General features: G+C 37.2%; 17 protein-coding genes. 12 read left to right on the top strand and 5 right to left on the bottom strand.

What is annotated here, in order from left to right; all coding sequences use genetic code 11:
* Positions 1-4: 4 nt before the first annotated feature.
* From KKC46_21075 to KKC46_21055, 5 genes are all read left to right on the top strand, one after another.
* Entirely contained in the window at positions 5-670 is a 666-nt protein-coding gene (locus KKC46_21075) for a 4Fe-4S dicluster domain-containing protein (GenBank protein MBU1056295.1), read from the top strand.
* A gap of 191 nt (positions 671-861) precedes the next feature.
* Positions 862-2,421, top strand: a complete 1,560-nt coding sequence (locus KKC46_21070) for a trypsin-like peptidase domain-containing protein (GenBank protein ID MBU1056294.1) — start codon at positions 862-864, stop codon at positions 2,419-2,421.
* A 22-nt stretch (positions 2,422-2,443) separates the two neighbouring features.
* Entirely contained in the window at positions 2,444-3,619 is a 1,176-nt protein-coding gene (locus KKC46_21065; GenBank protein ID MBU1056293.1) for a DUF1343 domain-containing protein, read from the top strand.
* Positions 3,620-3,680: 61 nt separating this feature from the next.
* A complete protein-coding gene (locus KKC46_21060; GenBank protein MBU1056292.1) occupies positions 3,681-4,328 on the top strand; it encodes a ribonuclease HI in 648 nt (215 codons plus the stop codon).
* A gap of 99 nt (positions 4,329-4,427) precedes the next feature.
* Complete coding sequence (locus KKC46_21055) at positions 4,428-6,962, top strand: NADP-dependent malic enzyme (protein MBU1056291.1); 2,535 nt, start codon at positions 4,428-4,430, stop codon at positions 6,960-6,962.
* A gap of 42 nt (positions 6,963-7,004) precedes the next feature.
* Here the strand turns inward: KKC46_21055 and KKC46_21050 are convergent, their stop codons facing one another.
* The 5 genes from KKC46_21050 to KKC46_21030 form a co-directional block, all read right to left on the bottom strand.
* Positions 7,005-8,597, bottom strand: coding sequence for an Hpt domain-containing protein (locus tag KKC46_21050; protein ID MBU1056290.1), 1,593 nt, complete (start codon positions 8,595-8,597; stop codon positions 7,005-7,007).
* A complete protein-coding gene (locus KKC46_21045; GenBank protein MBU1056289.1) occupies positions 8,584-9,000 on the bottom strand; it encodes a chemotaxis protein CheW in 417 nt (138 codons plus the stop codon). Before KKC46_21045 ends, KKC46_21050 begins: the two co-directional genes overlap by 14 nt.
* Positions 8,997-10,310 (bottom strand): methyl-accepting chemotaxis protein, encoded by a 1,314-nt coding sequence (locus KKC46_21040; GenBank protein MBU1056288.1) that lies wholly within the window; start codon positions 10,308-10,310, stop codon positions 8,997-8,999. Before KKC46_21040 ends, KKC46_21045 begins: the two co-directional genes overlap by 4 nt.
* Positions 10,292-11,098, bottom strand: coding sequence for a response regulator (locus tag KKC46_21035; GenBank protein ID MBU1056287.1), 807 nt, complete (start codon positions 11,096-11,098; stop codon positions 10,292-10,294). The genes KKC46_21040 and KKC46_21035 overlap by 19 nt, the downstream gene beginning before the upstream one ends.
* 68 nt (positions 11,099-11,166) lie before the next feature.
* The gene (locus KKC46_21030; protein ID MBU1056286.1) at positions 11,167-13,485 is read right to left on the bottom strand and encodes a GspE/PulE family protein; all 2,319 of its coding nucleotides are present in this window, start codon (positions 13,483-13,485) and stop codon (positions 11,167-11,169) included.
* 463 nt (positions 13,486-13,948) lie between these two features.
* On the opposite strand from KKC46_21030, the gene KKC46_21025 reads away from it, so the two are divergent.
* The 7 genes from KKC46_21025 (at position 13,949) to KKC46_20995 (ending at position 20,549) form a co-directional block, all read left to right on the top strand.
* On the top strand, positions 13,949-15,790 hold the full coding sequence (locus KKC46_21025; protein MBU1056285.1) for a 30S ribosomal protein S1: 1,842 nt from the start codon (positions 13,949-13,951) through the stop codon (positions 15,788-15,790).
* Positions 15,791-15,864: 74 nt separating this feature from the next.
* Entirely contained in the window at positions 15,865-16,758 is an 894-nt protein-coding gene (gene sppA / locus KKC46_21020; GenBank protein MBU1056284.1) for a signal peptide peptidase SppA, read from the top strand.
* A 181-nt stretch (positions 16,759-16,939) separates the two neighbouring features.
* The gene (gene rpsB / locus KKC46_21015) at positions 16,940-17,806 is read left to right on the top strand and encodes a 30S ribosomal protein S2 (GenBank protein ID MBU1056283.1); all 867 of its coding nucleotides are present in this window, start codon (positions 16,940-16,942) and stop codon (positions 17,804-17,806) included.
* An 18-nt stretch (positions 17,807-17,824) separates the two neighbouring features.
* On the top strand, positions 17,825-18,421 hold the full coding sequence (gene tsf / locus KKC46_21010; GenBank protein MBU1056282.1) for a translation elongation factor Ts: 597 nt from the start codon (positions 17,825-17,827) through the stop codon (positions 18,419-18,421).
* 6 nt (positions 18,422-18,427) lie between these two features.
* On the top strand, positions 18,428-19,144 hold the full coding sequence (gene pyrH / locus KKC46_21005) for a UMP kinase (GenBank protein MBU1056281.1): 717 nt from the start codon (positions 18,428-18,430) through the stop codon (positions 19,142-19,144).
* Positions 19,145-19,258: 114 nt separating this feature from the next.
* Entirely contained in the window at positions 19,259-19,816 is a 558-nt protein-coding gene (gene frr, locus KKC46_21000; protein ID MBU1056280.1) for a ribosome recycling factor, read from the top strand.
* 7 nt (positions 19,817-19,823) lie between these two features.
* Positions 19,824-20,549, top strand: a complete 726-nt coding sequence (locus tag KKC46_20995; GenBank protein ID MBU1056279.1) for an isoprenyl transferase — start codon at positions 19,824-19,826, stop codon at positions 20,547-20,549.
* Positions 20,550-20,614: the final 65 nt, after the last annotated feature.

Genomic DNA, 20,614 nt, shown 5'->3' with positions numbered 1-20,614 from the left:
GGCAATGGATGCAAAACCTTATTACAAAATCTATAATGTTCCATGGAAGAAAAACATAACGGTTCTTGAAATAATAGTATATGTTCATGAGAACCACGAAGCAATTGCCTTTGATTATTCCTGCCGGGGAAGGGTATGCGGGCGATGCGCCATGATGCTTGACGGCGAACCGATGATGGCATGTTTTACACCCATAAAAAATGACAGGGATATCGTTCTTGAGCCATTGAAGGGTTTTCCGGTTATTCGTGATTTTATAGTGGATAAGAGCAAAATCCTGGAAAGAATTGCCAAAATAGAGTCAAGAGTAAGATCAAAACCACTTGTAGAAAGTGATATCACTGCGGTAATGGACCCGGCCCTGGCTAAAGAGATCGGCAATCTTGAATGGTGCTGCAGATGTTTGAGCTGTGTTGCAGCCTGCCCTGTAATAAATGAAGACAAAGATCCTGAAAAATTTATAGGTCCTGCAGGAATTATTGCATTAGGATTGCGTTACTACGATCCATTTGATGAAGCAGACAGGGTCCTAGAAGCAGTTCAAAACGGCCTTTTTGCCTGTGTTATGTGCGGAGAATGCAATAATGTTTGTCCAGCTGCTGAAATTGATCATCTGAAAGTATATTCCGAATTACGAAAAGAAGCGGAAAAGAAAGGGTTGAGCACATAGGCAGTCATTATAACTTGCTATGCCAGCGGCTAAATATATAAAATTATCTTTATTATATAAAGCAGATAATCTGTACCTTAAGCGTTGACTTTCAAAATTCTTATCGATATATATATAGTAAGAACAAAGTATTAGGATTGTAAACCGCAAAACAGCAAATTAAATAATGTTAAGATGTATGAAAGGATCCTATGAGATTTAATACAAAAGAAAATAGCTGTGCTCCCAACTGTGCAGAAGAAATATGTTTTGTGAATAAAATTATAATTCTTCTTTTAAGTGTTATTGTTATCTATTCTTTTGCATCTACTGTGTATGCGGAAGATCAGATTTCTCAATCTGTTGTGAAAATAATTGCTACCCAAAGATTGCCGGATATAATACGACCCTGGACCAAAAATACTCAGCGTGAGATTTCAGGATCAGGTGTAATAATTGAAGGTGGCAGAATACTTACCAATGCGCATATAGTTGCTTTTGCTCAGCAGATCTATATTCAACCCTATCAATCTGCCGATAAGATTGAAGCAACAGTAATTGCACAATCTCCCGAAGTTGATCTTGCTTTACTGCAAATTAAAAATGATGAATTTTTTGATAGTAACCCCCCCTTATATTTTGATGACAAGCTTCCTAAAGCAAAAGATCCTGTTTCTGTGTACGGATATCCTATGGGTGGTTTTGAGCAATCCGTTACAGAAGGGATTGTGTCACGAATAGAGTATCGGGCCGTTTTTTACGGGCTTCCAAGTTTGCTGATACAAATTGATGCTGCACTAAACCCCGGCAATAGCGGCGGAGCAGCAGTAGCCGGTGGGAAGTTAATTGGTCTTGTTTGCAGTAAAATTATGGCTGCTGAAAACATCGGATTTCTTATTCCTGTTGAAGAAATTCAAATGTTTTTAAAAGATGCCGCTGATGGTAGCTATGAAGGTCAACCTATGATAAATGGGATCCGGATGCAGACGCTTGAAAATGATGCGTTGCGCAGAAGTCTTAATATTTCAGGCGAGACAACCGGAATGGTAGTCCAGGGAGTAAAAAACATATATCCTGACTTTCCACTTAAACCATGGGATATTATCACTCATATTGGTGATTATTCTATTGACAATGAAGGCCGTATCCGGATCAACGGAGACTTAAGACTTCCTGCCACTTATCTTGTTCCAAGGATAGCCAAAGATGGAAAAGTTCCGCTTACAATTATCCGAAAAAAAGAGCAGCTAAAGATAGATGTGCCTGTTAGTGTTGAATCTCAAAAGCTTATAAGGTTTAAAGGTTTCAATTATCCAAGATATTTTATTTATGGCCCGCTGGTTTTTGTTGAATTAGATCAGTTCTATATTCAGCAGGTATTGAAAACCGATAAAATATCGCTTTTACTGGCTGCTATCGGGAGCCCTGTTGTGACTCGCATGTCGGATAATGTTTCTTTTGAGGGTGAAGAATTAGTCGCTGTATTTTCCCCTATGTTTTCTCACAGGATTACCAAAGGCTATGATACAAGAGGCCCCTTTGGAGTAATTAAAAGTGTAAATGATGTGCCGATTAAAAACCTGGTTCATCTTGTTGAGACATTAAGAGATAACAAGGAAGAATTTGTTATCTTCAGATTTGCAAACACAAGAAGTGAATGCCTTGTTTTTAAGCATAATGAGATTGAAGCGGCTACTGAAGAGATTTTAAATGAAAATGGAATCCGGTATCAGTTTAGCGATGATCTTAAAGATGTATGGAGTAAAAAATAACTGAAGGAGATATTTATATATAATGCCTACTGCTTTTAGCGGACTTGAAAATTTTATAAAATCACCTCCGTCATTTATTTCCGGAAAGCGCCTTGGACTTTTATGCAATCCGGCTTCCGTTGACAGTAATTTTAATCATGCAAGGGAATTGATAAACGAAAAATTTCCTGAAAAACTGGCTGCTCTTTATTCTCCCCAGCATGGTTTTTTTTCAGAAAAACAGGATAATATGATTGAGTCTGAAAACATTTTCGATAATACGCTGGGCATTCAGGTTTTCAGTCTATACGGAAAAACACGCATACCGACAAAAGAGATGTTTGAGCCTATTGATATTCTTCTTGTAGACCTTCAGGATGTTGGTACGCGCGTTTATACTTTTATATATACAATGTCATACTGCCTTGAGGCTGCTAAGAAATTTGGCAAGAAAGTTGTTATTCTTGACAGGCCTAATCCGATAGGTGGTATTGCGGTTGAAGGCAATATTCTTTCTTCCGAATATATTTCTTTTGTTGGGCGTTATCCCATACCAATGCGACACGGTCTTACAATAGGAGAACTGGCACAGCTTTTCAATAAACATTTTAATATAAACTGTGACCTTGAAGTAATTCCTATGAAAGGATGGAGAAGAGATATGTTTTTTTGGCAAACTTCTCTTCCATGGATTACTCCTTCTCCGAATCTTCCGAATCCTGTTTCCGCCATTGTTTACCCGGGCCAGGTTATATGGGAAGGTACAAATATCTCGGAAGGACGTGGTACAACTCAGCCTTTTGAAATATTTGGAGCCCCGTTTGTAGAAACTGATAAAATTATATCTTTTTTAGGCGGGAACAAACTTTCCGGCGCCATATTAAGACCGGTTGCATTTGAGCCCACATCAAACAAATGGCAGGGTGAGCTGTGCAGAGGTTTTCAGATTCATGTTACAGATCCCATTAAGTATAAACCATATTATTCATCTTTGAAATTACTTCAAGCAGTATTTCAATGCTGTAGAAATAATTTTGCGTGGAAACTTCCTCCTTATGAATATGAATTTGAAAAATATCCTATAGATCTTATCTCTGGAAATCATGAGATCCGCAGTGCAATTGAAAACAATGTTGATATTGAAGATATAGAAAAATCATGGAAAGTTGAGCTTGAGCAGTATCTTGATATAAGCTCTAAATATCATCTTTACTCGTAAATTGGGTTTGTCGGCTGGGTTATTAATTATGGAAGAAAATGATATCTTATGGAAAAGAAAGATGTTTAAGGGCAACAAAGTCTGGCAGGCCTTTTCATCCGAAGAAAAACCGGTAATTAAAAACGGAAAAGTTTTAATTAAATATAATACCAAGCAGGACTATGAATACTGGGTTTATGAAAATAAACTTGAGCCTGTAGATTCTATAAACACCGATACACAGACAACCAAGAAAAAACCATTGGGTAGAAATTCTTTAAAAAAACCCGATAAAGATTCTGCCTTAAAGGAAATTATACCTTCCGATGCCATTTGTATTTATACTGATGGTGCATCATCCGGCAATCCTGGGCCATCAGGCATAGGGGTTTTTTTTCGTTTTGGAGAACATGAGAAAGAAATATCAAAATATATCGGAATTGCTACTAACAATATTGCAGAACTGGAAGCAATAAAAGTTGCTTTAACGGAACTTAAGACAACCAAAAAACCGGTAAGAATATTTACAGATAGTTCTTATTCTCACGGTGTTCTTTCTTTAAACTGGAAACCAAAAAAAAATATTGAGTTAATAAACTCAATAAAAGTGAAAATGAAAAATTTTCATGATATTAAGCTTATTAAAGTTAAAGGTCATGCAGGTCATAAAGAAAATGAACTTGCCGATTTTCTTGCAACCAATGCTGTAAAAAACGGATCAAAAATTTAATATTAAGGATTCAAGGGTTCCAGGATTCAAGTGAAGGGTGCTTATCTCTTGAATCCTGGAACCATCGAATCCCGGAACCCTTTTTTGAAGGAGATTTAAATGCCGGACAAAATTACTAATCAGGAAGCACAAGCTCTTGCATACAGGAAACGCTACCGCGGAGTTATCGGCGTTTCTCCCAAGATACCAATAAAGGACTCAAAAATATTAAGCCTTGTGTATACCCCAGGAGTTGCTTCATCCTGTTTGGAAATCGCAAGAGATCCCGTACAGTCTTATTCGCTGTCATGCCGCGGAAATACAGTAGGAATTTTAACGGACGGTTCCGGGCTGTTTCGGCTTGGTCATGCAGGTCCTGAAGCAGCACTTCCTGTTATGGAGGGAAAGTCAGTTATATTCAAGACATTTGCCGGTGTGGATGCTCTTCCGATATGCATCAGGACAAAAGATCCTTATGAGTTTATTGAAACAGCTCTTGCTCTTACACCTACTTTCGGAGCATTTTGCTTAGAAGACATTGCCAGTCCCCAAAGCTTTACTATTACAGATCATCTTGAAAGAGCCGCGGATATACCGGTATTTAATAATCATGGGCTTGGAGTCGCAATACCTGTACTTGCAGCTTTGATAAATTCAATGAAGGTTGTTGGTAAGGATATTATCAACGCCAGGGTAGTAATAAATGGCGCCGGCATGGCCGGTCTTGCCAGTGCGGATCTTCTAATAAAAGCCGGGATAAAACAGGTGATAGTGTGTGACAGAGACGGCGCTTTGTATAAATATCGGCTGAAAGGAATGAGCTGGGCGAAATGGGAAATAGTTAAAATCACAAATCCTGAAAATTTTACTGGAACTCTCGAGCAGGCTCTTAAAAACGCAGATGTTTTTATCGGCCTTTCATCCGGAAATGTTCTTAGCGGGGATATGATAAAATCCATGGCAAAGGACCCGATAGTTTTTGCGCTTTCAATTCCTCATCCTGAAATTATGCCGGAAAAAGCGCGCGCTGCAGGTGCAAAAGTTATGGTATTTAACAGAGCTGATTTCCCGAATCAGTCTGATGTTGCGATGATTTTCCCCGGTTTTTTCAGAGGTATTCTTGAAACAAGAGCAAGTAATATTAATACTGAAATGGCACTTTCTGCGGCTCAGGCTCTTGCTGATTGCGTAAGTTCCGAGGAACTTGCTCCTGAGCATGTTATGCCGAAAATATTTGACTTTCGGGTTGCCCCTAAAATTGCGGAAGCGGTTGCAAAGGCTGCTATACAGACAGGAGAAGCCAAAGGGGATGTGGACCCGGCTTTGATTTCCGATATGACACGCAGGTATGTATATGAAGGGCAGTGGCCAATTGAGCCACCTGATCCGAAAAAAAAGTCGATTGAGGAAGAATCTCTTGAGTTTCACAGGCGATACCGTGGGGTTCTCCAGATAAGAAGTAAAATAGCGATCAAGGATAATTATATTCTCGGCCAGTTTTACATGCCTCCTTTTGCGGAAGTGCCGGCCCGATTGATAAGAGAAAACCCTGAATTGATATATGACTACACTGCCAAGGGAAATCTTGTGGCCATTGTTACAGATGGTAGTGCTGTGCTTGGTCTTGGCAATATCGGCCCGCAGGCTGCGATGCCTGTAATGGAAGGCAAAGCAATTTTGTTTCAGACTTTTGCCGGAGTTGAGGCCTTCCCAATCTGTTTATGTACGCAGGATGCAGATCAAATTGTTGAGATCGTAAAAAGAATGAGCCCGACTTTCGGGGGAATAAATCTTGAAGACATATCAGCGCCCCGTTGCTTTTATATCGAAAGACGCCTTAAAGAAGAGATGGATATCCCTGTATTTCATGATGACCAGCATGGAACTGCGATTATTGTCACGGCTGCTTTACTTAATTCACTCAAAATATCCGGCAAAAAAGCTGAGGATGTGAAGGTTGTAATAAACGGAGCCGGTGCCGCAGCCATTGCTGTTTGCAAACTTATAATGGAGATAGGAATAAAACAAATTATACTTTGTGATAAAAACGGGGCCATATATAAAGGGCGAAAAGAAGGTATGAACTGGATTAAAGATGAAATGGCTGAGCAGACAAATCCTGAAAAAACAAAAGGAGATCTTGCTAAAGTCATTAAAGGATCTGAAATCTTTATAGGCCTTTCTGTTGCAGGGGCTCTTACAAAAGAAATGGTCTTAACTATGGCAAAAGATCCCGTCATATTTGCGCTTGCCAACCCAACACCTGAGATTCACCCGGATGAGGCAAAAGAGGCCGGAGCATTGATTGTGGCTACAGGCAGATCGGACTTTCCCAATCAGGTCAATAATTCCTTGATTTTTCCGGGTGTATTCAGAGGAGCATTGGATGTTCGTGCAAGGATGATTAATGAGGAGATGAAGATAGCGGCAGCAAGAACTGTAGCCGCTCTTGTTTCAGACAAAACACTTAATCCCGAGTGCATTATTCCTATGGGAATGGATTTTAATGTTCCTCCTGCGGTTGCTGCTGCGGTTGCGCGTGCAGCTATGGAATCAGGCGTCGCGAAAATTAAAGTTGATCCTGAAAAAATTGCGCAAAGGACTCATACATTAATCTATGAGGGTGAATCGGGGTATCATCTTGAGAATGATTAAATTTGATTGACTTTATTAACGTTCATCAAAGTGTGGCGGGCTTTATTGATTTTGCGATGGAAGTTTATCTATGTCGAGAAGCAGGGTGACGTCCCCGTTTTCCATAATACCGATGCCGGAAAAGAGTTTTATTCCTGACATAAGCTCTCCTGTCGGCAAAACCATGAGAGGCCGGTTCCCGATAATACTATCTACTATAAAATGCAAAGTGGGTTGATTCCCAATAATGGCTGCCTGATTATTAAAATATTTTAGATTTAACACATTATAGCTATTTTTTTTGTTATCTTCTTCCCCGATAAAATTTTTGATATTGTAATAAGAAGTAATATCTTCGTCAGAAGATGCATCTATATTGCTTATTGATTCGACATACAGAGTGGGGATTGCCAGGTTATATTTTCCTATTGAAAATACAATTGCATAAATGATTGAGAGTGACAGCGGTAATTTGATAGTAAACTCTGTTCCCTTTCCAATTTCCGAAGATATGGACAAGGAGCCACCCAGGTAATCAATTGACTGAGCAACAACATTCATGCCAATACCTCTGCCGGATAATTCCGTTGTTTTAGCAGATGAAGAAAAATCCGGACTTAAAATAGTATTGTAGAGTTCCTCTTCAGACATTCTGCCAATATCTTCATCATCCATTGATTGCTTTTCTTTGAGATATTGAATGATGGAAGACTTATTTATACCGCGTCCGTCATCGCGGATTTTGATGAATAAATTCTCTTTTTCACTTCTTGTTTCAATTGTAATTTTACCGTTTGCAGGTTTTCCTGTATTGGTTCGCTCTTCTGCCGGTTCAATACCATGAGCGATACAGTTTCTGAAAATATGTATCATTGGTTCACGAAGACGCTCAAGAAGAGTAATGTCCGCCTGTATTTCACTGCCGATTATTTCAATATTAACGCTTTTATTAGATTCTTTTGCTATATTTCTAATGCTTTTTAAAAAAAGATCTGCAAAATCGCCGACATTCATCAATCTTAGCTGTGTTAACTTAAAATATAGAACTTTCATCAAAGTGGCATAATGATCGATCCAGTTTTTAAGACCCGATGTCATCTGATTGTCTGAAAAAGTTGGAAAATTTTTAGCAAGAAGCTGTATTTCCTGTGTTAGTCCAAGAAGCTCCTCAATAAAAGAATACTTTATTTTTACATGATCTATAGTTAAAGCAGAAGATTGATAAAGGTTTGTTGTTTGATCTTTCTGAGTTGGCGATCCTGTTTTAGTAAGTTCGGAAGGATTTTTTTCAAATTTGGATATCAGACTGCTATACAATTTCTGATCTTCAAAGGTTTCGATGGATCCTTTTTTTGAAACAAGATATCTTAAAAAATCAGAGCTGTCAAAAAGGGCTTGAACGGCATCAGGAGAACTGTTTATTGTGCCCTTTTGAAAAGTCAAACTCCAGTCTTCCATTAAATGGCATAAATCTGAAATTTTATTCAAACTAAGAGCTCTAGCCATACCTTTAATAGAATGGATTTTGCCGTGAATCTCTGCCCACAAAGCAAGGTTTGATAAATCCTTTTCGACCTGCATTAATAGATCATCAAGTTCTTTTAGATATTTGTCTGATTCCTGAGCAAATATCTTTTCATATTTAGTGATATCCATAGGAAAGCTCTAATAATTTTTTCCAGATATAATCTGGTGTTATTAAATTTATATTTTTATCTTCATGGTGATATATGCTTAAGCCTTCGAAGTCGCCGTCTATCCATATCATGCCGATTATTTCATCCGGAATAACAGCAAGCTTTTTATTATGCCATTTAACAATAATTATACGCTGGTTTTGTATTAATTCATCATAAGCACTTTCGGAGTATTCTGAACTTCCAAGAAGAAGTTTGATATTTATTACATCAAAAAGTTCTCCTCTGTAAAATATCAGGCCGGCATAGCATTTTGGAGTAAGGCATACCGGTGTTACTTTATAATCATCAATTATCCTGTAAATATATTCGGATTCTATTCCAATATATTTATCTTTTGATTTAAAAACGAATAATTTCATAGCTGTTTATCATCTTTATTTTCATTATTTAACTTTTTTGGCATTTGTTGCGGCTGTTCCGGAAGGATGAAATGCTGTTGCGTTTCCATCATCTTTTGAGAAAGTTTGTCCAGTAAATTTATTGCGCTTGCCATTTTTTTAACTTCATTTTTCTGGTTACTTGCTGAAACAGTAGTTTTTTGAGTAGATTCATAGTTTCTGGATGCATAAACAGAAAGCTTTTGGAAATGTTCCGAAAAACCTCTAAGTTCCTGGGCCTGTAAAACTGTGGTTTCTTCAATGGTTTTTATTTCAGAAAATATATCTTTTACACCAAGAAGCATATCACTAAATGTTTGAACAATACCGTGTATAATTTTATTTCCTTTATCAATTTCTGCCTGATTCTTGGCTAAGAAATTTTTAAGCATATGATTGTCTTCCAGAATATCTTCAACTAGCTTTGTAATAGCTTTTGATGACTGTTTTGAACTTTCAGCCATATTTCTTATTTCTTCGGCAACTATGGCAAAACCTTTACCGGATTCACCGGCTCTTGTTGCTTCGATTGAAGCATTGAGAGACAGAAGATCTGTTTTCTGGGAAATACCTTCTATTACATTTGTCACTATTTTTATTTTTTCTACTTTTTCAGGTAATCTTGAAATAGGTTGAGCGGAGTCACTCATTTGTTTGAGTACAAGCTCAAGGTGACTTATTATTTCACGTGCATTTATTTCCCCTTTTTGAGTTTTTTTGATTGCTTCATCTACTTTTGAAATAGTTTGGGTTGACTGTTTTACCAGCTTATCCATTACCTTGATAGTGTTGTTAAACTTTAAAGAAGTGTAGTTTACAATTTCCGTTTGTTTGGCAGAACTTTCCGCAATAACTTTGGCTGTGATATCTATATCATTGCTGTTTTCTAAAAGCTTTTTCCCCAGTATTTTTAACATTGAGTTAGTGGTATGGATTTTAAAAGAAACGTTTTTCATATCAAGAAGTAATGCTCTTAGGTGATTAACCATTAAAGAAAATACTTCTTCAAGATCCCGGATTTCATCGCTGGATATGATTTGTATTTCTTGTGTTAAATCGCCACAGCTGATTTCTTTGGCGACCTTGCTAAGTTTATTTAAACGCGAAGTAATTGACCGCGAAAAAATAATTCCAAACACGGTTCCAATAGCCATAGCAAGAGCAATTGAAAGCCCCTGAGCTAAAAAGAAATCATTCGTAGTCTGATTTACCGTTGCAATTACGACAATTACAATTAACAGCAGAATTAAAAAATACATTATAAGTTTGTTTTTTAAGCTTGTTCTTCCCATTTGTCGCAATCCTCCAAAGCCAGTATCAGCCCTACAACTTTATTTTCAACGGTTAATAATGTGATTACAACTCTTATTTTTTTTGAATTAATAATAGTAGTAAATGAGGTTTCGTTAGATTCATTGTTTTTAACAAAATTCTTTACTGTGTTAATAAATTTTGATTTGTCTTCAGGAGAGAAAATATCGGTAACGGGTCGGTTTAAAAGTTCAATGGTGGTCTTGTTTAATATGTCTATGGCACATGAATTTATTCCAATAATTTTTGTATCAAAGTCAATATTTACAATGCCGAAACCAACACATTCTATTATAGCTTTATGAAACCTGATGGAATCTAAAAGATCAACTGCTTCTCTTCTTGGGAAAAGATTGCCGGATTCAATTATTTCAGCGATTTCGGATTTATTAAAAGTATTGTTTTCAATTTTATCTATCAATTCACTTATGTTAACCGCCATTTTTTCCATAGGGCCTTTAGCTATATAATAATCGGCACCTATGCTGGTAAGAGTATCTATACGTTCTATTATCGTGCCTGAAACCGCTACTATAGCAAAACAATTCTCAGGATATTTCATTCGTGCAAATTTTATCAGCTCTGTTCCGTCAATTTTCGGCATTATAATATCAGCAAACATTAAATCAATATTTTCATCTTCAATTTTTGTAATGCCTTCCTTCCCATCGTAGGCTTTTATAACTTTATATTCCCTACTCTCAAGAAGTTCTGATAGAAATTCGACAAAAAAGAAATCATTATCAACTACAAGGGCTGTTTTTGACATATCGTTTCCTTTAAATTATTCTTAAGTTGCCGGCAAAAAAGGGTGCATAGGATAGTTGATTATTGTGATCAGTTTATACAGACTCTTCTGACTTCGTCTATACTGGTCATTCCTTTAATGACCTTAACTATTCCGTCTTGTTTTAAGGTTGTCATTCCATCTTTATAGGCCTGCGTAAAAAGTTCTTCCGTATTTGCAGCTTTTTTTATAAGACTCTTTGTTGTGGGTGTGCCTTCCATAAGTTCATGTATTCCCATTCTTCCTTTATATCCTGATCCGGAGCAGGCCTCACATCCTGCCGGTGTATATAAAACAAGATCAGATGAATATTTTATACCCGTTGCTTCAAACTTATCTTCTCCGTATTCAGTAACTAATTCATAAAATTCATCTTTTGAGGGATTGAATGCTTTTTTGCACTTTGCACATAATCTTCTTGTTAATCTTTGCGCCAGAACACCTAAGAATGCATCTGAAAAATTAAGAGGATTAAGTCCCATATCAAGAAGCCTGGTTACAGTTTCCGGAGCGCTGTTTGTGTGAAGAGTCGAAAAGACAAGATGGCCTGTTAAGGATGCTTCTATACCTATGGAAGCTGTTTCTTTGTCCCTCATTTCACCAATCATGATAACATCGGGATCAAGGCGTAGAAAACCGCGCATAACCCTTGAAAAATCGAGTCCTATTCTTGGCTTGACTTCAACTTGGCGCAAACCTAGCTGAGTGATTTCAATAGGATCTTCTGCTGTCCATATTTTTATTTCCGGTTTATTAATGTGGCCAAGAGCGGAATGAAGAGTTGTAGTTTTGCCGGAACCGGTGGGGCCTACAGCTAGTACAAGCCCGTATGGCATGCTGATGATCTTTTTTAAAATTTTTAAATTGCGTTCATTAAGGCCCATATCATCAACCTTCATTGCGCCTGCTTTTGCAAGAATTCTTAAAACCGTATCTTCGTAACCGCCCGCAGTGGGCATGGTAGACATGCGCAGCTCAAATGTAGGTATACCTCTGCGGTTCATTTTGATCTTTCCATCCTGTGGGAGCCGTCTTTCGGCAATATCAAGGCCGGCCATAATTTTCAGCCTTGAAATAACAGCCGGTGCCATTGTAATTGGAACCTGGAGGTATTCATTGCAAACGCCGTCCATTCTGAAACGGACACTGATCTTTTTGGTAATAGGGGAGGGCTCAAAATGGATATCGGAGACTTCTTTTCTGTAAGCTGTTACAATGATCTGATCAACAAGCCTTACTACCTGGCTGGAAGATTCATCGATATCTTTGCTTGTATCAATTTCTTCTTCCTCTTCTTCAAAAGAAAATTCAGGTATAAGAAGATCAAGATTATCAAGGTTTGATTCCATTGGTTCAGAAGATTTGTCTGCTGAAAAGAAATATGCTATATATTTTATTATATCTTCTTTGATTCCTATAGAAAATTTTATTCTTTGATTTGCCATCAAAGCCTTTATATAATCTGTTTTTCTAAGATCTTTCGGATCATCTACAAGAATTTCTATATAGTTCTTTTCCCAGGTTAACGGAACCCAAGTATAATGAAGAAGAAAAGATTTTTTCAGTTTTCCTATAAGCTCAACAGGAACGGGCAACGATGGGTCAAAACTTTTAAAAGGACAATTATAATATAATGAAAGGGATTTGCCTATGTCCTGTTTCTCAATATTGAAAGTTTCCATCAGAACCGATTCGATGCTTTTACCGGTTTTCTTTGAAAGATCCAGAGCTTTTTGGAGCTGATCCTGAGTAACTAATGATGAGCTGAGAAGAAGATCAAATTTAGAATTATTGGAAGAACTAGATAGCATGGCACTTAGTTTTTTCGATGCCTCTGCATTATTAGGGTCAAGATCCGTTGCTTCCTTGAATAATGAAATTGCAATATCATTGTGGTCTTTTTTAGCCAGTTCCTTGCCAAGCCATAATTTTATCTGAGATATATCTGTAGGTTTAAGTTTGTTTTCACTAATGGTTTTATTTGCTTTTTCAAGGACTGTATTAAAAGGTTCAACTTTAAACAGATTTAAAAGCATTTCAGTAATTATTGTAAACGGGGTATACCCTTCTTTTGAGCAATCGAATTTTAGTAATTTTTCAAATTCTATAGAGGACTTTCTTGCAAGACCAAGCTCTTTAAGAGCAAGTGCATTATTAATAATATCTTTAATATTTCCTGTGTTTGTTATCGATTTTTCAATTATGTTAATATCACTTGCTGATAAATCGGGTGTTGAGATTTTTTTACTGTTATCAACTTCTTTTTTTATCTGGTTTACTTTTTCTTGAATATGTTTGAATTCTGTTGAATCAGTAAAAGAATTGTCTGACAGTAATTTTTCATAAATATGCAAAGCATCACCTAACATCCCCATGGAATAGTAAATTTTGGCTTCTTTGATTTTATTTTTAATTTGGTTTTCCTTGGAAGGGTTGACGGTCATATATAACTAATTCCTTTATCTGAAACTATAGTTACTTGATAAATTCCGGTATATTGCCGTATTAATACCAGCGTTTATGAATTAAAAGATTCCATTAATTTTGAAGCTGTTATATATAATATATATATTAATGTGTTATAGTGTGCAACTCATTTTTTTAAGAGTTTGATGTAAAGTGTGAATTTATAAAAACCGGTCTTTATGCTGGTTTATATTTTGATATATGTGTTGAAAATATATCGAATTTTATGTATATAGGAAAACTTTTCATATTTAATAAAAAATAAGATTGTTTTTTAAAATATAGTCTGATAACTTAATGAGATTGTCAGTAGCTATCACTAAATGTTGATAGTGACAAAATAGGCTAAGGGGGTATTTTTTTTTAATGGAAAATCAGGTTAACTCGAATACAAACGAAGATCAAAATCAGGAAGACATGTTGGATTCCAAATCAGCAGACAATGACAAAGTTCAGGAAATGGATTTTGGGTCTGATACATCGGATGAAATAATGTCTGAACAAGAAAAAAGCCAAGAAGAAAACCAAGAAGAAAGTATGGAAACGCTTATGGATATGTATGATGAAAGTTTTAAGCGTTTTCAGGAAGGTGAAGTTGTCAGCGGAAGGGTTATTTCCATAGACAAAGATTATGTTTTGGTCGATATTGGCTATAAGTCTGAAGGACAGATAAAAATATATGAGTTTAAGGATGAAGACGGCAAGGTTAATATTGAGCCGGGAGATACCGTAGAAGTTATGGTGGAATGGTGGGATGACGAAGAAGAAAGGGTTATTCTGTCAAAAGAGAAGGCCGAGAAAGTCAAGGTATGGGATGATATTAAGAAAGCGCATGATGATGACGGAACTATAGAAGGTGTTATATTAAGCCGCGTTAAAGGCGGTTTTTCCGTTGATGTCGGGGTGCAGGCTTTTCTGCCGGGTTCTCAGGCCGATTTACGCCCTATACGCAATCTTGATGAACTTGTAGGGAAAACGTTTGCTTTTAAGATATTAAAGTATAACAGAAAACGAAGTAACGTTGTTCTTTCAAGAAGAGCTATTCTGGAGCAAGATCGCGATAGCAAAAGAACAGCTACTCTTTCTACAATTTTCGAGGATAAAATTACTGAAGGCTTTGTTAAAAATATTACTGAATATGGAGTGTTTGTTGATCTTGGAGGTGTTGATGGCCTCCTGCATATTACAGACATCTCATGGGGCAGAATCAAGCATCCTGCCGAAATGTTTGCCGTTGGAGACAAGATTACAGTAAAAATTCTGAGCATAGACAAGGAAAAGGAAAGAGTGTCCCTTGGCATGAAACAGCTTGTTGAGGATCCATGGATAAGGGCTTCGGAAAAATACCCCATTGGCGAACGGGTTACCGGCAAAGTCGTTAGCCTGACAGATTATGGTGCTTTTGTTGAGCTTGAAGAAGGTATTGAAGGGCTTATTCATGTTTCTGAAATGTCATGGGCCCGAAAAGTACGCCATCCTTCCAAGATATTTTCTGTCGGTGAAATGGTTGAATCAGTCGTCCTTGATATCAAACCTGAAAACAGGCGGATTTCTCTTGGTGTAAAACAAGTTGTTCCGAATCCTTGGGATATAATAAGCGAAAACTATCCGGTTGGAACTACTATTGAAGGTAAAGTAAAAAATATAACCGATTTTGGAATTTTTGTAGGTATTGATGAAGGTATTGATGGCCTTATTCATATTTCGGATATTTCGTGGACCAAACGCATAAAGCATCCTTCTGAACTTTATAAAAAAGGGGATGTTATCCAGGCCGTGGTTTTGGCAATAGAAAAAGAAAATGAAAGATTCTCATTGGGTATAAAGCAGCTTCAGAAAGATCCGTGGGAAACAGTCAGCACGCGTTATACTGTTGGAAAAGAAATTGTAGGAACAATAACGAATGTAACTGATTTTGGTATATTTGTAGAGCTTGAAGAAGGAATAGAGGGGCTTGTCCATGTTTCTGAAATCAGTAAAGAGAAGATCAAAACTCCTGTTGGAAAATACAATCTTGGAGAAGTGTTAAACGCTAAAGTTATGAATATAAACAGCGTAGAAAGAAGAATAGGTCTTTCCATCAAACGACTCCAAATGGATAATGATCAGAATGTTCTTACAGATTACATAAGTAATATGAAACCAGCGACGTCTGCTTTCGGGGAGATTTTGCGGGAAAATCTTCAGGAAAAATTAAACGGAGAATAATCTTTTACAAAAAAAGCAGCCGAATTGACGGCTGCTTTTTTTGTAAACAACTTTAAACAAATTTTAAAACATATATGTTTTCACGAAGACACCCATTCCTATTTTTTATCTTAGTATCTTCATCTGTCTTTTTTGCGACGATTTTTGGTATTTCCATGCTTGTTTTTCTTGGAACACGTGATTCCGATTTTAATATAGGAGAAAAGGTTGGAGTTATTGAAATATTAGGTGTGATTACCGATTCCAAGGAAATAGTTAATAATATCAAGAAATATCGCGAGAACGATTCTATAAAGGCTATTGTTTTAAGGATAGATTCCCCTGGTGGGGCCGTAGGCCCGTCCCAGGAAATATTCCGGGAAGTCAGGAAAACAATCGGAAAAAAGAAAATTATTACTTCAATGGGCAGTGTTGCAGCTTCAGGAGGATATTATATTGCTGCCGGCACGGATGGTATAATGGCCAATCCGGGTACTATAACCGGCAGTATAGGGGTAATAATCGGTTTTACTAATTTTGAAGAAATTTTGCAAAAAATAGGTTTATATCCGGTTGTAGTCAAAAGTGGTGAATATAAAGATATAGGATCTCCTGTACGTAAAATGACGGAAAAAGAAAAGATATTGCTTCAGGATTTTGTTGATGATACGCATATGCAGTTTGTTGGTGCCGTTTCCAAAGGGCGCAATATGGATGTCGCCAAAGTGAAAGCTATCGCAGATGGGCGGATTTTTACCGGACAAATGGCAAAAAATCTTGGTCTTGTTGATCGTCTTGGCAACATTGAGGATGCAATAGAATGGGCTGGCCGATTAGGAGGAATTAAAGGAAAAATATCCGCTGTCTATTCTAAAAAAGCTGATAGCTCTTTTTTAGAATATTTCATTGAATCTTCCGCTAAAAAAATTGTTAGCCGTGTAGCAAATCCGGAGTTTTTTGCAGGCTATATTCTAAAATCCCCTCTTTAGTTACACATAAAATGTTAAAATAATTGTTGCAGATATAAAATAATATTGTTACATAATCATATTTAAAACGACGCACATCCTTAGATTTGTTGACCTGCTTTATGGTGCTTTTAAAAAATGAAAGTTTAAAGCAGGGTTGAAAAGGGTGGAGGATTAACCAAATAGAAAGGGAGAATAGTAAATGTCATATCTTACAATGAAGGAACTGCTTGAAGCCGGAGTGCATTTTGGCCATCAGACAAAACGATGGAACCCTAAAATGAAACAATATATTTTTGGGGCTAGAAACGGGATTTATATCATAGATCTTCAAAAAACCGTCAGGATGTTTAAAACAGCTTATGATTTTATACAAGACACTGTTGCAAACGGCAAATCGGTTCTTTTTGTGGGTACAAAAAAACAGGCTAAAGAGTCTATTTATGAAGAGGCAAATCGCTGTGAAATGTTTTATATTCAGAACAGATGGCTTGGCGGAATGCTGACAAATTTTCAGACAATAAAAAAGGGTATTGACCGGCTAAATTATCTTAATTCAATTCAGAATGACGGGTCGATTAATTTGTTCCCTAAAAAAGAAAGATTAAAACAAGAAAAAGAAAGAAAAAAACTTGACAGTACATTAGGTGGTATTCGAAGTATGACTGCTCTTCCTGGAGCAATATTTATTGTTGATCCTAAACACGAAGCCATAGCAATCCGGGAAGGCAAGCGTCTGAGGATTCCAATTGTATCTATTGTAGATACAAACTGTGACCCTGATGATGTAGATTATATCGTTCCTGGAAATGATGATGCTATACGTTCCATAAGACTTATTTCATCCAGAATAGCCACAGCCTGTATAGAAGGCAAAAAACGGCTGGAAGAAAAAAAGCAGGCGGAATCCGATAAAGAAATTGGAGATGTTGCTGAAGCAGAAGAAACTACTTCTGAATTAAAACCGGGTGAGAGAAAAGTGATCTCAAACGGCACTGACGGCCCGGTGATTGAAATTATCAAGAGAGCAACTCCGGAAGTAATAAAAGATATCGAAAGTGCAGAATAATTAACGGGAGAAAATAAGATGGGATCAATTAGTGCGGAAACAGTAAAGCAACTCCGGGGGAAAACCGGAGCAGGTATTATGGATTGTAAGGAGGCTCTTTCCGTATGTGAGGGAGATATGGATAAGGCTGTAGACCATTTAAGAAAAAAAGGTCTTGCTACAGCAGCAAAAAGAGCCGGAAAGGCTATGACGGAAGGGACAGTCCAATCTTATATACATATGGGCGGAAAGCTTGGAGTACTTGTTGAAATAAACTGTGAAACCGATTTCGTTTCAAAAAATGACAATTTCAAAGATTTTACTAAAAATATAGCAATGCATATTGCGGCAGCTAATCCAGTCAGTATCCGGCGTGAAGAAGTGTCACAGGAACTTGTTCAAAGAGAAATGGCAATATATCGAGATCAGGCTAAAGAAATGGGTAAGCCTGAAAAAATGATCGATAAAATAGCGGATGGAAAGCTTGAAAAATTCTACAAGGAAAATTGTTTGATGAATCAGGCTTATGTACGGGATCCGAATATTACCATTGCCGACTTGCTTAGTGAGTTGATTGCAAAAACTGGAGAAAACATTATAATTAAACGGTTTGTAAGATTCCAGATCGGAGAATAATATACATTGAAACCTCCACAATACAAAAGAGTACTTTTGAAGTTAAGTGGTGAAGCTTTGATGGGGGATCAGGGTTTCGGAATAAGTTCGGATGTTATAAAATATGTTGCCGAAGAGATCCGGTCAGTATTTGATCTTGGCATTCAAATAGCAATAGTTGTGGGAGGAGGAAATATCTTCCGGGGTATTGCCGCAAGCTCATTTGGAATGGATCGGACCTCTGCAGATCATATGGGGATGCTTGCAACTGTTATAAACAGCCTTGCTTTACAAGATGCGCTTGAAAAGAATGATATCGCAACACGGATTCAAACTGCGATAACGATACATGAAGTAGCTGAACCTTACATACTTAGAAGAGCAGTTCGTCACCTTGAAAAAGGGCGTGTTGTTATTTTTGCCGCAGGAACCGGTAATCCGTACTTTACTACAGATACTGCTGCTGTTTTAAGGGCACAGGAAATTCATGCCGAGATTCTGCTTAAAGCAACAAAGGTTGACGGATTATATGATTCAGATCCGGTTATTAACAAGGATGCGAAATTTCTAAAAAGCGTAACCTACATGGAGGTTCTTGAAAAACAGCTTAAGGTAATGGATATGACGGCTATATCTCTTGCTATGGATAATCACCTGCCGCTTGCAATTTTTAATCTTAGGACAAAGGGAAATATAAAAAGAGTTATATGCGGTGAGGATATCGGAACCCGCATTTTCAATTAAGCAACGTACGTTTTCGCCTTTGTGAAAACCGATATTTAGCTTTTCACGAACATACCAAAATTATTATAGAATATAAAACTACATTTTCTTTGCTTAATAGATAAGGAGTAGCTCATGATAGAGTCATTATATCAGGAATTAAAGGAAAACATGGGCAAGTCGATATCTGCCCTTCATAATGAATTGAAAAGAGTAAGAACCGGGCGTGCCTCGTTGTCAATTCTTGATGGTATCAGAGTTGATTACTACGGGACTTTGACTCCGCTTAATCAGATGGCCTCTCTTGCGGTTCCTGAGAGCCGCTTAATTACCGTTCAACCCTGGGATGTATCTGTTATTAAAGAGATTGAAAAAGCCATATTAAAATCGGATCTTGGCCTTACACCATCAAATGATGGCAAAATCATTCGCATATCTATCCCGCCTCTTACGGAAGAAAGAAGAAAAAAACTGGTTAAGGTTGTGAATAAAATGTGCGAAGACTATAAAATTGCCGTCCGTAATTTAAGGCGCGATTCGAATGAACTGATTAAGGGTTTCAAAAAAGATGGTGAGATAGCGGAAGATGCTGCTTTTAAAGCACAAGATGGTGTGCAAAAAATAACGGATGAACATATAAGGATTATCGATAATATATATAAAGAAAAAGAAAAGGAGATCCTTGAATTCTAGCTCATCAATTGATTCGCTTGGTCTTGATACTTCAAAACTTCCCAGACATATAGCTATAATAATGGATGGTAATGGGCGATGGGCAGAAAAGCGTCTGATGAACAGAATTAAAGGGCATCAATCGGGATCTGAAGCCGTAAGAACAATAGTTAGGACCTGTCGTGAAATTGGTATTTCCGTTTTGACTCTTTTTGCATTTTCAACAGAAAACTGGCAGCGTCCCAAGATTGAGATATCAGCCTTAATGACCCTGCTTAAAAATTTTCTTGATTCTGAAGTAAAAGAGATGATGGGAAATAACATCCGTTTAAATGCAATCGGGCAGATCCAAAAGCTTCCTGAAGGAGTCCGCAAATCTTTAAAAAAGACGATGGATTTAACCGTAAAAAATAATGGGATGCTTCTTAACCTTGCTTTAAGCTATGGCGGAAGGGCTGAACTGGTTGATATGGTTAAGGTTATTGCAAGGAAGGCAAAAGATGGAAATATTGATCCTGAATCAATAACTGATGAAATTGTTGAAAACAACCTTTATACTACCGGTATGCCCGATCCTGATTTGCTTATTAGAACAAGTGGTGAAATGAGGGTCAGTAATTTTCTGCTCTGGCAGATTGCTTATAGCGAAATTTATATAACCGATACCTTATGGCCGGATTTTGGCAAGGAAGAACTCATTAAAATTATACTTAATTATCAGAATCGTGAACGCAGGTTCGGTAATGTCGGTTAGTTAATACTTACTAATAAGCGCCCACCGGTTATAGTCTACTCAAGGGTTGGGAAAATAATCTCGCT

This window comes from Pseudomonadota bacterium (assembly GCA_018817425.1).
Classification (GTDB): Bacteria; Desulfobacterota; Desulfobacteria; order Desulfobacterales; family RPRI01; genus RPRI01.
Note: the sequence above shows the minus strand (reverse complement) of the source record. Positions and strands in the feature narration are given on the sequence as shown.